Raw genomic sequence first — 13,742 nt, forward strand, 5'->3', positions numbered from 1 at the left:
GTGGCGAGTCAGGGTCAGCGTTTCCGGCGTAAGGCGCTCCGCCGGGGATACAAGGTCGACGAGGTCGACGCCTTCCTGGACCGGGTCGAGGCGACGCTCGACGGCCAGCCGGTCGGCGCCCCCGTGGCCTCCCAGGAGGTCCACGACGTCGTCTTCCGGGTCCGCTTCAACGGCTACGACGAGTGGCAGGTCGACCTGCACCTGGACCGGGTCGAGCGGCAGCTGGCCGAGTTGGAGGAGCGCGGCGGCGTCGGTGGCCGCGGCGGCGACCCTCGGGCCGCCGACCGGCTCGGCCCGCCGGACCGGATGGGCCCCCCGGACCGGCTCGGCCCGCCGGACCGGATGGGTCCGCCGGATCGGATGGGTCCGCCGGATCGAATGGGCCCCCCGGACCGGCTTGGCCCGCCGGATCGGATGGGTCCGCCGGATCCGATGGGGCCGCCGGATCGGTTCGGCCCGCCGGACCAGATGGGTCCGCCGGACCGGATGGGCCCGCCGGACCGGTTCGGCCCGCCGGACCAGATGGGCCCGCCGGACCGGATGGGCCCGCCGATGCGCGACGATCGCGGCATGCCTCCCGGTCCGCAGTCGATGCCGCCCCGGCCGATGCCCACCCAGGCCGGCCCCTCCGCCGACCGCTACGGCCGCTACGACGAGCCGACCGGCGCCTTCGCCGGGGGCTACGACGGCCCCCGGGGTGGCTACGAGCCGCACCGCGGCCCGGGCGGCCCCGGCCCGACGGGTCCGGGCGCGCCGATGGGTCACGGCGGCCCGCCCCCGCGCGGCCTGCCGGCCGGTCCCGGCGGCTATGGCGATGGTCCGGGTGGCTACGGTGACGGCCCCGGTGGCTACGGTGACGGCCCGGGCGGCTACGGCGACGGTCCGGGTGGCTACAGCCCCGGTTACGGCGACGGTCCCGGCGGTTACGGCGACGGCCCGGGTGGCTACGGCGACGAGCCGCGCTTCGACGGCTTCGAGGCCGGCCGGCACGGGCGCACCGACATGACCGCCGAGATCCGGATGCCCGAGCGGGAGCTGCGCGACCTGCGGGGCCGGGGTCCGGCCGGGCCGCCCCCGCAGCAGGGCTACGGCGGCCCGCCGCCGATGGCCGGCCCGCCGGTCGGTGGCCCGCCCGTCGGTGGCCCGCCCGTCGGTGGCCCGCCGGTCGGTGGCCCGCCGATGGCTGGCCCGCCCGGCAGCGACCTCTACCGCGTCGACCAGATCCGCCGCAGCTTCCAGGTGCGCCGGTTCGGCAGCGGGTACGACCCGGACCAGGTCGACCGGTTCTTCGACACCCTGCTCGGCGGCATGCAGGGGCGCAACCCGATGCCGGTGAACCCGAAGGAACTGGACACGCTGCGCTTCGGGCTGGTGCCCGGCGGCTACTTCGAGGCCGAGGTCGACGCCGCGCTCAAGGACGTGCAGGACATCCTGTTCCGCCGCTGACCCGCGTACGACGAGGGCCCGCTCCCCGGTCGGGGGGCGGGCCCTCGTGCGTGTCGTCTCCGGCGCGTGGACCGGCTTGACGCCGGCTGACGGGGTACGGTCAGGACCGCAGGCCGTTGCGCCGCAGCACGGCGTCGCCGATGACGATGACCAGCAGCAGCACGGCCAGGCCGATCAGCCAGATGTCCTCGACCCTGCCCTCGTGGTTGCCGCAGAGCATCGCCAGCAGCGCCAGCGCGGTGAGCACCGCGCCGATCCGCCCGGACTTGCGGTGCCCCGGCTTGTGCTGGTCTGGCGACGTTACCGGCTCGCTTCCTGCCACTGTCGGTCCTTCCCTCGCGATCGGATCTCCGGTTAGTCTGGCACGCCCCTTGCCAGGCTCGGCGCTGGGTCCGGCCGGATGGGGCGGACCGCACGATCCGCGTCGACGCCCGGGCGCCGGCCCGAACGGCCCTCGCGTGCGACCGGGCGGGTCCAAGGTCCCGGCGGTGCCGGGCGTAACGGCACTACCGGCGTCGCGGGTCGCTCGCCAGACTGCCTCCGGTAGCGTTTCGGACGTACACCTTTTGTTTGTCTTCGAGGGGGAACTGCGGTGCGAGTGACCGGTACGGGACACGCCAGCATGCGGATCGACACGGCCGCGGGCAGCATCCTGTGCGACCCGTGGGTCAACCCGGCCTATTTCGCGTCGTGGTTCCCTTTTCCGGACAATTCCCTGCTCGACTGGGAGACCCTCGGCGACGTCGACTACCTCTACGTCTCCCACCTGCACCGGGACCACTTCGACGCGGCGCACCTGAGGAACTTCGTGTCGAAGGCGGCCACCGTGCTGCTGCCCGCGTTCCCCACCTCCGAGATGGAGGACGAGCTGCGGGAGCTGGGCTTCACGAAGTTCCTGAAGGCGCCGAACGAGCAGGTCGTCGAGCTGGACGGCGGCCTGAGGATCATGATCCAGGCGCTGACCAGCCCGACCGACGGCCCGATCGGTGACTCGTCGCTGTGGGTGGAGTACGACGGGGTCCGGCTGCTCAACCAGAACGACGCCCGCCCTACCGACCTGAGCGTCTTCGCCGAGCTGGGCCACGTGCACGCGCACATGCTCCAGTTCTCCGGCGCGATCTGGTACCCGATGGTCTACGAGCTGCCGCAGGCGGCGAAGACCGCGTTCGGCAAGCAGAAGCGGGACCGGCAGTTCGACCGCACCTGGCGCTACATCGACGACCTGAAGGCCGACCACGTCTTCCCGATCGCCGGCCCGCCCTGCTTCCTCGACGACGAGCTGTGGCAGTTCAACGACATCCACGGCGACGAGGGCAACATCTTCCCCGACCAGTCGGTCTTCCTCAGCGAGTACGCGAAGGTCGGCGGCACCAACGGCGTCGTGCTGCTCCCGGGCAGCGTCGCCGAGATCACCACCGAGAGCTGCGAGACCAGCCACCCGGTGCCGGTGGAGGAGTTCTTCGCGAACAAGGTCGCGCACCTGGAGGAGATGCGGGAACGCAAGCGGCCGGTCATCGAGGCGGAGAAGGCGTCCTGGCGGCACCCCGAGGTCGACGTGCTCGGCGAGATGAAGCGCCGGATCGAGCCGCTGCTGGACGAGTCGATCTACCTGGCCAAGGGGGTCGGCGGGCCGGTCCGCTTCGACCTGGTCGGCACCGACAGCTCGGGCGGGGAGACGGTTGAGTCGATCGTGGTGGACTTCCCGGGCAAGGAGGTCCGGCCGTACGCGGACGAGAAGGTCCGCTACCGGTTCCGCACCGAGCGTGCGCTGGTCGAGCACCTGCTGCACATCGGCGAGGTGGACTGGGTCAACTCCCTCTTCCTCTCCTGCCGTTTCTCCGCCGCCCGGATCGGCCAGTACAACGAGTTCGTCTACGCGTTCTTCAAGTGCCTCTCCGAGGAGCGGCTCCAGTACGCCGAGGGCTGGTACGACGAGCACGAGCGGACCAGCGACGCCGAGGACATCACCCTCGGCGACTGGGTGGTGCAGCGGCGCTGCCCCCACCTGAAGGCGGACCTGACCCGGTTCGGCATCGTCGACGGGGACCAGCTCACCTGCCAGCTGCACGGCTGGAAGTTCGACCTGGCCAGCGGCCGGTGCCTGACCAGCGTCGGGCACAAGATCCGCGCCCACCGCGTCGACGAGCAGACCCCCGCCCCGGCGGGTGAGGCGATCAGCTAGTGCGGTGTCCACTAACGTTCACCGGGTCTCCGATGGGTTGTTGTGGATCCTCGCTGTAGAGGCGAGCGACTCCCCACCGGGTGGTGGGGCGGGCCACCGCGGGCCGTCTTGACCCTCACGTCGCCCGGGTGGGCGGCGGGGGTCACGTCGGGACCGGCCGGTGCCGGGGAGGTGCCGGCCGGCTCGACGGTGCGTGACCACCCAGGGCAGCACGACGGCTGTGGGGGTGGTGTGTCCGCCGCCCGGGGTGCGGGTGGCGATGCTGGCCGCCGCAACGAGGTCACGGTGGCCTGAGAACTGGCAGTGTGGGCAGGTCAGGGTCCGCCCACGCGGCTTCGGCACGCGTCGCCGGCAGGCCGGGCAGGTGGAGGATGTGCCGCGTTCGTCGACGAGGTGGACGGTGATGCCGGCGAGGGTGGCCTTGTCGGTCAGGATCTGGAGGAGTCGGCCGATCTGCCACTGCCGCAGCCGCAGGTTGTGTCGCCGCCCCGCCGGCAGGTCCAAGACGCCGCGGGGGTCGCCGACGTGCAGGACCCCGACCCGCTGATCGACCGCCCAGGACATCACCGCGCGGGCGGCTTCGTGTTGGGCCTGCCGCACCCGCCGCCGATGCCGGCCCTCCACCTGGCGGGCGCGGGCCCGGTACTGGCGCCACCGGCGTGACCCTCGCTGGCCGGGTTTCGGCGCGCGGCGGGCGACGGCACGTTGGCGGGCTTTGGTGTCGGCCAGGTGCATGCGGTGCTCGGCGCGGATCGCCCGCCCTGACACCAACAGACCCTCCCCGCCGGGGCCGGCGGCGGCGTAGGGGTGGATGATTCCCACGTCCACGCCCGCCACCCGGCCGGGATCCGGTCCCTCACCCGGTGGGTACACCGCTATCGGGACTTCGGCGGTGACGTCGAGGAACAGCCGGCCGCCCTCGCACAGCAGGGTCATCGAGCGAACCTGCTCGATCGGATACGGCACCTGACGTGCCAGACGCATCCACAACGGCGTGGTGCCCCTCGCTGTGGGGATGCGCACGCGGTGGCCGTCGAGGGTGAACGTGCCGTGGTACCAGCGCACCGGCACCAACCCCCGCCGCCGGCGCGGGAACCGTGCCGACACGTCACCGGCCTTACGGCGTTTCGCCGCCGCGAACCACGCATCGGAAAACCGCCGCAACACCGACCGCGCCCCGGTCGAGTCCAACTCGGCGAACGTGCCCGGACCCGAGGCCGACAGCTCGCGGCACAACTCCTGGTAGCCCGTCAGTGGTGGGTCATGGCGGCGACGCCGCCAGGCGTTGACCTCCAGCACGCAGGCCCACACATCGCCGGCCGAGCGCAGCAGCCCGAAACACCGCCGCCGCTGTCCCGGCGTCACCCGCAGTGCGACACGAGCGGTGCGATGCACCACCGGCGGCGCGGCGGGATCCCGACGACGAGGCACAATCCGAAGCCAACACCACCCGTACGACAATTTCACGGTCGACGAACCTGGCAAAGGTTATGGACACCGCACTAGCGGCCGTTTCCCCGCGCCCGCCGCCCCCGCCGGGTGACCATCAGGTCGGAGAGGGGGCGGCGTGGCCGAGGGCGCGGAGAAGAGCGGGTACCGGTACCGGCGCGACCGGGAGATGGCCCGGGACGCCTCCCGGGTGGAGACGTTCAGCGACGGCGTCTTCGCGGTCGTGCTGACGGTGATGGCCGTCGAACTGCTCCAGAACGGCCCGGCGAGGGCCGGCGGGAGGGAGCTTCCCGACGCCCTCGCCCACGCCTGGCCGTCCTACCTGGCGTACGTGATCACCTTCGGGATCGCCGGCCAGATCTGGCTCGGCCACCACAACATGTGGCGGTACGTGGTCCGGGTCGACCAGGTGCTGCTGGTGTTCAACCTGCTCGTGCTGCTCTTCGTGGCCGCGATCCCGTTCACCGCCGACCTGCTGTCGGACAACCTGCGCGGCAGTCCGACCGAGCAGCGGCTGACGGCCGCCCTCTACTTCGGCAGCGTGCTCGGCGAGTCGATCTTCTTCAACCTGAGCTGGTGGTGGGCGCGGCGGCGGAGGCTGCTCCACCCCGACCTGGATCCCCGGCTGGCCCGGGCGGTCGCGCGGCGACTGCTGCTGCGCCCACTGCTCTATCTGATCGCCTTCGCCTTCGTCTTCGTCGACCCGATCCTCAGCCTCGTTCTCTACCTGCTGCTCCTCGGTCTCTCCCTCGTCCGCCGCCCCGGCGACCTGCCCCCCGCCGAGGACGGCGGCAAGGTCAGCGGCCGAGGTCGGTGAGGATGCGGCGGGCGGCGTTGTGGCCGGCGGCGCCGATGACACTGCCGGCGGGGTGGCAGCCCGCGCTGCCGGCGTAGACGCCGTCGACGCCGGTGGCGTACGGCATCCGGTCGGTGAACGAGACGGTGTTGTCGACGTGGTGGATGTGTCCGCCGGTGATGCCGAAGTGGGCCTCGATGCCGGGCGGGGGCAGCGGCACCGCGTCCGCGATCAGGTCGGCCGTGCCGGGGGCGTACCGCTCGCAGATCCCGACCAGCCGCTCCACGTACCCGGGCAGCGCCTCGTCCCAGGTCGTGCCGGCCAGCTCGTAGGGCACCGACTGGACGAAGAGCGCCGAGGAGTGGTGCCCCCGCCCGTCCGACAGCGACGGGTCGACGGTGGTGTGCAGGTACCACTCGATCGTCGGCTCCTCGGGCAGCCGGCCCGCCTGGACGTCCGCCCACATCGCGCGCAGCGCCGCCATCGGCGACTCGCCGCCCCCGCCGATCAGCGACGTCGAGCCGGGCAGCAGGTGGATGGTCGACCCGAACGGGCTCGGCGCGTCCGCCGGCAGGCAGGAGAAGCGGGGCAGGCCGGTCAGCGCCAGGTTGAGCTTGAGGGTGGTGCCGGGGCGGCGGACCGCCGCCATCCGGTCGGCCAGCGGCGCCGGGAGCGCGCCGTCGGGCAGCAGGTCCATCAGCCGGTACGGGTCACACGCCCCGAGCACCACCCGGGCGGCCACCTCCCGCCCGTCGGCCAGGGCCACGCCGCTGGCCGCGCCGCCGGCCAGGGTGATCGCGCTGACCGGGGTGCCGGTCAGGATCGTCGCGCCGGCGGCCCGGGCGGCGTCGGCGAAGGTGCGGGACACCGTGCCCATGCCGCCCTCGGCGATCATCCACGTGCCGTCGGAGCCGGGCAGGCGGCACATGTTGTGCACGAGGAAGTTGTGGCCGGTGCCGGGGTCGTCGGGGCCGGCGTTCAGCCCGGACAGGCCGTCGGTCACCGCGTACATGCTGAGCAGCAGCTCGGAGCGGAAGTCGAAGCGGGCGAGGTGGTCGGCGACCGAGCCGCGGACCAGGTCGACGAAGACCTGCCGCAGCGCCGGGCGGACGTACCGCTCGGCGGTCTCCTCGACCGGCAGCGGGTCGGCCAGCCAGACCGGCGCGAGGTCGGCGCGCAGCGCGGCCAGCTCGGCCTGGAGGGCGTCGTCGGCGGCCATGTCGGCGGGGGAGAAGAACTCCGCGAGCTGCGCCCGGGTGGCCGCGGTGTCGCTGCCGAACAGCAGGTACGGGGAACCCTTCGGGCCCGGGGTGGGCAGGAAGTAGTGCGGGTCGCGGCGCAGCACCGGAATGCGTACGTCCAGCGTGGCGAGCAGCTCCGGCGGCATCAACCCGAGCAGGTAGGAGCCGGTGGAGTGGCGCAGCCCGGGCACCTTCGGGAACGGGTTCTCCGTCCGGGTGGCCCCGCCGATCACGTCGGCGGCCTCCAGCACCAGCACGTCGAGCCCGGCGCGGGCGAGCAGGATCGCGGACACCAGACCGTTGTGCCCGGACCCGACGATCACCACGTCGGCCCGGGTCGGCAGCTCGTCGCTCATGCCGGGGGAGCCTAGTGCCCGTCGGCCCCGCCGGTCAGCCCTTCGCCGCCGGTGTCAGCTCGCCGACGGCGGATCGGCGCGCAGTTGGGCGGTGAACGCGGCCAGCTCCAGTTCGAACAGTGCGTCGGCCTCGGTGACCGCCCAGGCGAGCTGGCCGAAGACCTCCATGGCGACCAGCCCGTAGAGCCGGGTCCAGCCGGAGAGCAGCGCGTACGCGACCTCGATCGGCACCTCGCCGTGGCTGAGCCGCAGCGGCTCCAGCCGCCCGCCCAGGCGCTCCTGGAGCAGCTCGGCGGGCGGGGTGGGGAAGGGGGCGCGGTGCCAGAGTTCGAAGATCGGCTGCACGAAGACCGCGCCGAACCGGGCGCCCGGGTGGTCGGGGTTGACGCAGTCGTCGACGAAGGCGTCCAGCCCGGGGGCCCGGGCGCCGAACATCAGCCCGAACTCGGCGGGGTGGGCCACCGACCAGGAACGGAACGCGCGGCCCATGGCCAGCAACTGGTCGACGGGCTCGGCCCCGGCGTCGTCCCGGGCCGCCTCCAGCCGCAGCCGCAGCTCGTCGTAGAGGTCGCCGGCGAGCGCCGCGACCAGCGCCTCCAGGCTGGGGAAGTAGCGGTAGATCGCTGGCGCCGTCATGCCCATGTCCCGGGCGATGGCCCGCAGCGAGACCGCCTCGACCCCGCCGGTCACCAACAGCCGCCGTGCCCCGTCCTTGATCTCGGCGAGGGTCGCCGTGCGCAGGCGTTCGCGTCGGGACGGTGCGGTCATGCGGCTAACCCCCTTGACCAAAGCGAACGCCGTTGTCATAGTTAACGCCGTTCACTCGGATGAGCGATGGTTACAGCTTAGCCGTCGGCGGAGGGGGAGGCGAATGTTCGCCTGGTGGGGACATGTGGTGGTGCGGCTGCGTTGGGCGGTGCTGGCCGCCGCCCTGGTGGTGGTCGTGCTCGGCTCGACCTGGGGGGCCGGGGTCTTCGGGCAGTTGACCGGGGGCGGATACGACGACCCGGCGAGCGAGTCCAGCCGCGCCGCCGAGCGGATCACCGCCGAGCTGGGGCCGCAGGGCGCGGACCTGGTCGTGCTCTGGACCAGCGACGGGGCGACCGTCGACCAGCCGGCCGTCCGTGACGCGGTCACGGCCACCGTCACCGGCCTGCGCCAGCGCTCCGAGGTCACCAGCGTCACCACCTGGTACGACACCCAGGCCCCCGCGCTGCTGTCGACCGACCGGCGGGCCACCTACGCGCTGGTCCAGCTCCGGGCTGCCGACGAGGACGGCAAGACCGCCGCGTACGAGGACCTGCGACCGGCCCTGACGACGCCCGGCGTACGGACCGAGGTCGGCGGCACGGTGGCGTTCCTGCACGAGGCGAACCGCCAGACCACCGAGGACATCACCCGGGCGGAGATCCTCTCCATGCCGGTGCTGCTGGTGCTGCTCGTGCTGATCTTCGGCGGGCTGGTGGCCGCGTCCACCCCGCTGCTGATCGGCGGGCTGTCCATCCTCGGCGCGTTCGTCGCCGTCCGGCTGGTCAACCTGGTCACCGACGTGTCGATCTTCGCCATCAACGTCATCACCCTGATCGGCCTGGGCATGGCGGTCGACTACGCCCTCTTCGTGGTCAGCCGGTTCCGCGAGGAGTTGGCCGCCGGTCACGACACGCCCGCCGCGATCCGCCGCACCATGACCACCGCCGGCCGGACGGTGTTGGTCTCCGGCCTCACCGTCGCGCTCGCCATGGCCAGCCTGCTGATCTTCCCGCAGGCGTTCCTGCGCTCGATGGGGCTCGGCGGGATGGCCGCCGTGCTGGTCGCCATGCTGGCGGCGCTGACCGTGCTGCCGGCCCTGCTCGCGGTGCTCGGCCACCGGATCGACGCGCTGCGCGTACCGCTGCCGTGGCGGCGCCGGGCGCGGGCCGGGCGGCCGGCGGCGGGGGAGACGGGCGGCGCCTGGGCCCGGATCGCGCGCAGCGTGATGCGCCGCCCGGTGCGCTACCTGGTCGGCGTGACCCTGCTGCTCCTGCTGCTCGCCGCGCCGTTCCTGCGGATCACCTTCGGCGGCTTCGACGAGCGGGTGCTGCCGGCGGACGCCACGCCCCGGGTCGTCTCCGAGCGGATCGCCGCGGAGTTCCCCGGCGGCACCGTCGCGCCGATCGACGTGCTGGTGTCCGGGGCGTCCCCGGCGCAGGCGCAGCCCTTCGCCGACCGGGTGGCCGCCGTGCCCGGCGTGACCGGCGTGCAGGTGGCGGCCAGCCGGGGCACGTCGACGCTGCTGACGGTGACCTACCCCGGCGAGCCGACCGGCGACGTCGCCCAGGACGTGGTCCGGGCGCTGCGCGACCTGCCCGCCCCGGCCGGCGCGGAGGTGCTCGTCGGCGGCCGGCCCGGCGCCGACCGGGACCTGCTGGACAGCCTCGGCGACCGGCTGCCCTGGATGGCCCTGCTCATGGCAGCCGCGACCCTGGTCCTGCTCTTCCTCGCCTTCGGCTCGGTGGTGCTGCCGGTCAAGGCGGTGCTGATGAACCTGGTGTCGATCGGCGCCTCGTTCGGCGTGGTGGTCTGGATCTTCCAGGACGGGCATCTCGCCGACCTGCTCGGCTTCACCCCGACCGGGTTCATCGAGCCCAGCAACCCGATCCTCATGCTCGCCGTGCTCTTCGGGCTGGCGACCGACTACGAGGTGTTCCTGCTCTCCCGGGTGCGCGAGGAGTGGGACCGCAGCGGGGACAACGCCGCCTCGGTGGCCGCCGGGCTCCAGCACACCGGCCGGATCATCACCGCCGCCGCGCTGCTGCTGGTCGTCGTGGTCGCCGGCTTCGCCAGCGGCGCGATGGCGTACATCAAGCTCATCGGGATCGGCATGATCGTGGCGATCGTGGTGGACGCGACGCTGGTCCGGGCCCTGCTGGTGCCGGCCGCCATGCGGCTGCTGGGCCGCTGGAACTGGTGGGCCCCCGGCCCGCTCGGCCGGGTCTACCGCCGCTACGGCATCCGCGAGGCGGCAGACCCGGAGCCGGCGCCCCAGGACCCCGCCCCCACCCGCTGACCGGCCCGTCGCCGCCGTCCACCGGGGGGTCCGCGTCCGGCGCGGACCCCCCGGTCGCGCATCCGGCGGGTCGGACGAACACCCCGTGGTCGCTCATCCGGCGGGTCGGGCGCGGGCCGCCCGCCAGCGGGAGAGGGCGAGCGTGGCGGAGTAGCCCGCGAGCACGATCACGTGGAAGAGATAGAGCCAGAGCAGGACGGCCACCCCCGCCCCGATCTCGTCGAAGCCCCCGAACGGCACGCCCAGGTCGATCGGGAGCGAGGCGAAGAGCACGAAGCCGTGCAGGAACCCGGACAGGTTCGCCGCGGTGAACGAGCCGACGCCCAGCGCGGAGAGGCAGTCCGGCGACGCCGGACCGACCACCCGGAACACCCAGAGCAGCACGGGGGTGAGCACCAGCCAGACCGCCAGGAACGACAGCACCACGCCCAGCGCGCCGGCCAACCCGCCCTGGCGGACCAGCCGGGTCGTCGTCGGCAGCGCCACCAGGATCGACAGCAGCAGGGCCGGAGCCGGGGCGAGCAGGGGCAGCAGCAGCAGCCGGCCGCGCCAGCCCACCAGGGACTCGTCGGCGTGCCCGTCGGCCACGGAGACGAAGGCCCGGCGCAGCCCCTCGCCGTACAGGGACGCCGGCAGCAGCGACGCCAACGCCGGCACCGGGGTCAACCCCACCCCGGCCTCGACCAGCGCGGCCACCGCGTGGGGCGCGCCGATGTCGTCCGGCAACGCCGCCACGGCGTGCGACGTGAGCCAGCGGACCCGGCCGGCCCCCGCCACCAGCGAGGTCAGCCAGATCGCCAGCAGCGCCACCGGCACCACGGCGATCGCCCCGTAGAAGGTGATGGCGGCGGCGTGCAGCGACAGGTCCCGGCCGCGCAGCGGGCGGAACGCGGCACGGGTGATCCGCCTCGCCCGCTGCCAGCCACCACCCATCGCGCTCTCGTTCCCCGCCGCGCCCCGCGTCACTCATAGGATCACCCGCCATGACCGTGCTCACCACCGAGCGCCTGGTCGTGCGGGAGTGGACCGCCGACCCGGCCGACCTGGCCCGGATCTTCGACCTCTACTCCCGGGCGGAGGTGACCCGCTGGCTGAACGCGACCGGCCTGCCCCTGACCGCCCCGGCGCAGGCGGCCGACCGGCTCGCGCTGTGGCGCAAGCGGCACGCGGGGCACGGCGGCCGGTACGGCACCTGGGCGATCGAGGTCCGCGACACCGGCGTGGTGGCCGGCACCGTGCTGCTCAAGCCGCTGCCGGGGCGGGACGAGAACGTGCCGACCGAGGACATCGAGGTGGGCTGGCACCTGCACCCCGACTCGTGGGGCCACGGCTACGCGACCGAGGCGGCCCGGGCGGTGGTGGCGCGGGAACTCGCCGCCGGCACCCGGGAGGTCTACGCGGTCGTGGCGCCCGGCAACGAGGCGTCGATGGCGGTGGCCCGCCGGCTCGGCATGACCCACGTCGGCCGCCGCACCGACTGGTACGGCGGCGAGGAGGTGGAGACCTTCGTGCTGACCGGCGGCGTCATCGCGTCCGGGCCCAGGTGAGGAACCGGCCGGTGCGGCCGTCCCCGCCGGACGGGTCCACCTCGCCACGACGCCGGAGCCACCGCAGTCCGTGACGGCTGAGGGTGACCGCCGCCGACACCGGGGCGGCGGCTCGGCAGTGCCTCGTGCGCGTGGGGTTACGCCACTTCGACGAAGTCGAGTTCCGCCCAGCGACTGAGGTGGGTGAACCGGAGCGTGTTGAAGCCCGCGTTGAGCGTGACGTCGACGCCCACCTGCCGCCAGACGTCCCAGCCGGTGTTGGGGTAGGCGACGACCCTCGGGTTCGCGCCGTTGACGGTCAGCGTGTGCTGGGCGTCGCCGTAGCCGGCGGCGTAGGCGACGTGGACGCGGTACCCGCCGGTCCGGGGCGCGAAGACGGTGACGTCGACCCAACTGTCCGCGTAGTCGATGTACGCCACCACCTGCCCCTGCGAGGCGTTCGGGGCGGCGCGCACCGCGCAGCGGTTGAGCACGCCGCGTTCGGCCTCGTACCGCACGCGGCTGCCCCGCACCACGGGATATCCGCCGGCCCAGCCCAGCGCCGCCACGTACATGCCCCGGGCGGAGTAGTTGTTGATCCAGCCGTGGAACACGATGTGGTCGCCGCCCGCCTCGCGTACCACGTCCGCGCCGCCCGGTCCCCGCACCGCCCGGTCCAGCGACGCCGTGGTCATCAGCGAGCGGTATGCCTTGGTGTACGGGCCGGTCAGCGAGGTCGACGTGGCGTAGCTGGTCTGGTAGCCGTCGCCGCCGTAACCGCCGAGCGAGTAGAACAGCACGTACCGCGCGCCGACCTTGGTCAGCACCGGCGCCTCGATGATGCCCGCCTCCTCGGCGCGACCGCTGCGCAGCAACTCGACCCGGGCGCCCTGGAGGGTCACCCCGTCGGCCGCGACCTGTTGCAGCCACAGGCTCGTCGGCTGACCGATGGCGTTGCCGTCGTCCTTGTAGAGCAGGTAGCGCAGGCCGGTGCTGTCGGTGAAGCTCGCCGCGTCGATGTCGCCGCCCTCGCCGGCGTTGCAGACCAGCGGCTGGGTGCCGACGGCGGTGAACGGCCCGAGCGGCGACGTGGCCAGCGCGGCGCCGAGGCACTGGCGGCCGGTGGCCCGGCTGCGGGCGGTGTAGTAGAGCAGGTACCGCCCGTCGGCCCGCTGGGATACGTCCGGTGCCCAGGTCAGGCCCCCGTTGGCCCAGGCGCCGAGGGCCGGCATCGCGTCGGCCCGCCTGGTCCACGGCCCGGTCAACGAGGCGGCCGTGGCGACCGGAACGTTCCCGTGGCCGTTGTTGGTGGAGTACGCGTAGTAGGTGCCGCCGAACTTGACGACGTCAGGGTCCGGGAAGTCGCTGGCGATGACCAGCGACGGTGCGACGGTGGCGGCCGTGGCCACGCCCGGGTGGACGAGCAGTGAACCGAAGACGAGCGCGACGGCCAGCCAGACGAGACCTCTTCGCATGGCGGAATTCAATCACAGACGTCAATGCATTGGAAGATTCTGTGAATCCTGGCGGACCTGACCCGATGGCGGTGCCGCGCGGCGTCGGAGTCCCGTCGTACGTCACCGTGATCGAGTTGACCCGACGTGGATCGCCTGCTCCTGTGCGGGTCGGACCGGGTGTGCGATGCGATGCTGCGGGGGCTGCGGCCGTTAGGCTGGCTGAGCAGAATGTCCCGCTGAGGG

Annotated in this window: 11 protein-coding genes; 5 read left to right on the plus strand and 6 right to left on the minus strand. The window is 73.3% G+C overall.

The window, feature by feature from the left end; translation table 11 throughout:
- Positions 1 to 1,446, plus strand: coding sequence for a DivIVA domain-containing protein (locus tag AB0L34_RS06825; protein WP_363702526.1), 1,446 nt, complete (start codon positions 1 to 3; stop codon positions 1,444 to 1,446).
- 100 nt (positions 1,447 to 1,546) lie between these two features.
- Here the strand turns inward: AB0L34_RS06825 and AB0L34_RS06830 are convergent, their stop codons facing one another.
- Complete coding sequence (locus AB0L34_RS06830) at positions 1,547 to 1,768, minus strand: DUF2631 domain-containing protein (protein ID WP_357453325.1); 222 nt, start codon at positions 1,766 to 1,768, stop codon at positions 1,547 to 1,549.
- A 270-nt stretch (positions 1,769 to 2,038) separates the two neighbouring features.
- On the opposite strand from AB0L34_RS06830, the gene AB0L34_RS06835 reads away from it, so the two are divergent.
- Positions 2,039 to 3,628 (plus strand): Rieske 2Fe-2S domain-containing protein, encoded by a 1,590-nt coding sequence (locus AB0L34_RS06835; protein ID WP_363702528.1) that lies wholly within the window; start codon positions 2,039 to 2,041, stop codon positions 3,626 to 3,628.
- Between the two features lie 18 nt (positions 3,629 to 3,646).
- On the opposite strand, the gene AB0L34_RS06840 is transcribed toward AB0L34_RS06835, so the two are convergent.
- Complete coding sequence (locus tag AB0L34_RS06840) at positions 3,647 to 5,095, minus strand: transposase (RefSeq protein ID WP_363702530.1); 1,449 nt, start codon at positions 5,093 to 5,095, stop codon at positions 3,647 to 3,649.
- Positions 5,096 to 5,246: 151 nt separating this feature from the next.
- Between AB0L34_RS06840 and AB0L34_RS06845 the strand changes: the two genes are divergently transcribed.
- Entirely contained in the window at positions 5,247 to 5,894 is a 648-nt protein-coding gene (locus AB0L34_RS06845; protein WP_363702592.1) for a TMEM175 family protein, read from the plus strand.
- On the opposite strand, the gene AB0L34_RS06850 is transcribed toward AB0L34_RS06845, so the two are convergent.
- A complete protein-coding gene (locus AB0L34_RS06850) occupies positions 5,875 to 7,470 on the minus strand; it encodes an NAD(P)/FAD-dependent oxidoreductase (protein ID WP_357453319.1) in 1,596 nt (531 codons plus the stop codon). The two genes, AB0L34_RS06845 and AB0L34_RS06850, sit on opposite strands and share 20 nt — an antisense overlap.
- Before the next feature lie 54 nt (positions 7,471 to 7,524).
- Positions 7,525 to 8,238: a TetR/AcrR family transcriptional regulator gene (locus AB0L34_RS06855; RefSeq protein ID WP_363702532.1), complete on the minus strand. Its 714-nt coding sequence runs from the start codon at positions 8,236 to 8,238 to the stop codon at positions 7,525 to 7,527.
- A 103-nt stretch (positions 8,239 to 8,341) separates the two neighbouring features.
- On the opposite strand from AB0L34_RS06855, the gene AB0L34_RS06860 reads away from it, so the two are divergent.
- Positions 8,342 to 10,516, plus strand: coding sequence for an MMPL family transporter (locus tag AB0L34_RS06860; protein WP_363702534.1), 2,175 nt, complete (start codon positions 8,342 to 8,344; stop codon positions 10,514 to 10,516).
- Positions 10,517 to 10,609: 93 nt separating this feature from the next.
- Here the strand turns inward: AB0L34_RS06860 and AB0L34_RS06865 are convergent, their stop codons facing one another.
- On the minus strand, positions 10,610 to 11,449 hold the full coding sequence (locus AB0L34_RS06865) for a YhjD/YihY/BrkB family envelope integrity protein (RefSeq protein WP_363702536.1): 840 nt from the start codon (positions 11,447 to 11,449) through the stop codon (positions 10,610 to 10,612).
- A 50-nt stretch (positions 11,450 to 11,499) separates the two neighbouring features.
- Here AB0L34_RS06865 and AB0L34_RS06870 point away from each other — a divergent pair, with 50 nt between their 5' ends.
- Entirely contained in the window at positions 11,500 to 12,063 is a 564-nt protein-coding gene (locus AB0L34_RS06870) for a GNAT family N-acetyltransferase (RefSeq protein WP_363702538.1), read from the plus strand.
- 137 nt (positions 12,064 to 12,200) lie between these two features.
- Here the strand turns inward: AB0L34_RS06870 and AB0L34_RS06875 are convergent, their stop codons facing one another.
- The gene (locus tag AB0L34_RS06875) at positions 12,201 to 13,517 is read right to left on the minus strand and encodes a family 43 glycosylhydrolase (RefSeq protein ID WP_363702540.1); all 1,317 of its coding nucleotides are present in this window, start codon (positions 13,515 to 13,517) and stop codon (positions 12,201 to 12,203) included.
- Between the last annotated feature and the right edge of the window lie 225 nt (positions 13,518 to 13,742).

It is taken from the genome of Micromonospora sp. NPDC052213 (assembly GCF_040679695.1).
Classification (GTDB): domain Bacteria; phylum Actinomycetota; class Actinomycetes; order Mycobacteriales; family Micromonosporaceae; genus Micromonospora.

What these genes read in the sequence shown, in the direction of transcription:
- AB0L34_RS06850 (WP_357453319.1), bottom strand. Translation starts at nt 7,470, where the DNA reads ATGAGCGACGAGCTGCCGACCCGGGCCGACGTGGTGATCGTCGGGTCC.
- AB0L34_RS06870 (WP_363702538.1), top strand. Translation starts at nt 11,500, where the DNA reads ATGACCGTGCTCACCACCGAGCGCCTGGTCGTGCGGGAGTGGACCGCC.
- AB0L34_RS06855 (WP_363702532.1), bottom strand. Translation starts at nt 8,238, where the DNA reads ATGACCGCACCGTCCCGACGCGAACGCCTGCGCACGGCGACCCTCGCC.
- AB0L34_RS06865 (WP_363702536.1), bottom strand. Translation starts at nt 11,449, where the DNA reads ATGGGTGGTGGCTGGCAGCGGGCGAGGCGGATCACCCGTGCCGCGTTC.
- AB0L34_RS06860 (WP_363702534.1), top strand. Translation starts at nt 8,342, where the DNA reads ATGTTCGCCTGGTGGGGACATGTGGTGGTGCGGCTGCGTTGGGCGGTG.
- AB0L34_RS06875 (WP_363702540.1), bottom strand. Translation starts at nt 13,517, where the DNA reads ATGCGAAGAGGTCTCGTCTGGCTGGCCGTCGCGCTCGTCTTCGGTTCA.
- AB0L34_RS06845 (WP_363702592.1), top strand. Translation starts at nt 5,247, where the DNA reads ATGGCCCGGGACGCCTCCCGGGTGGAGACGTTCAGCGACGGCGTCTTC.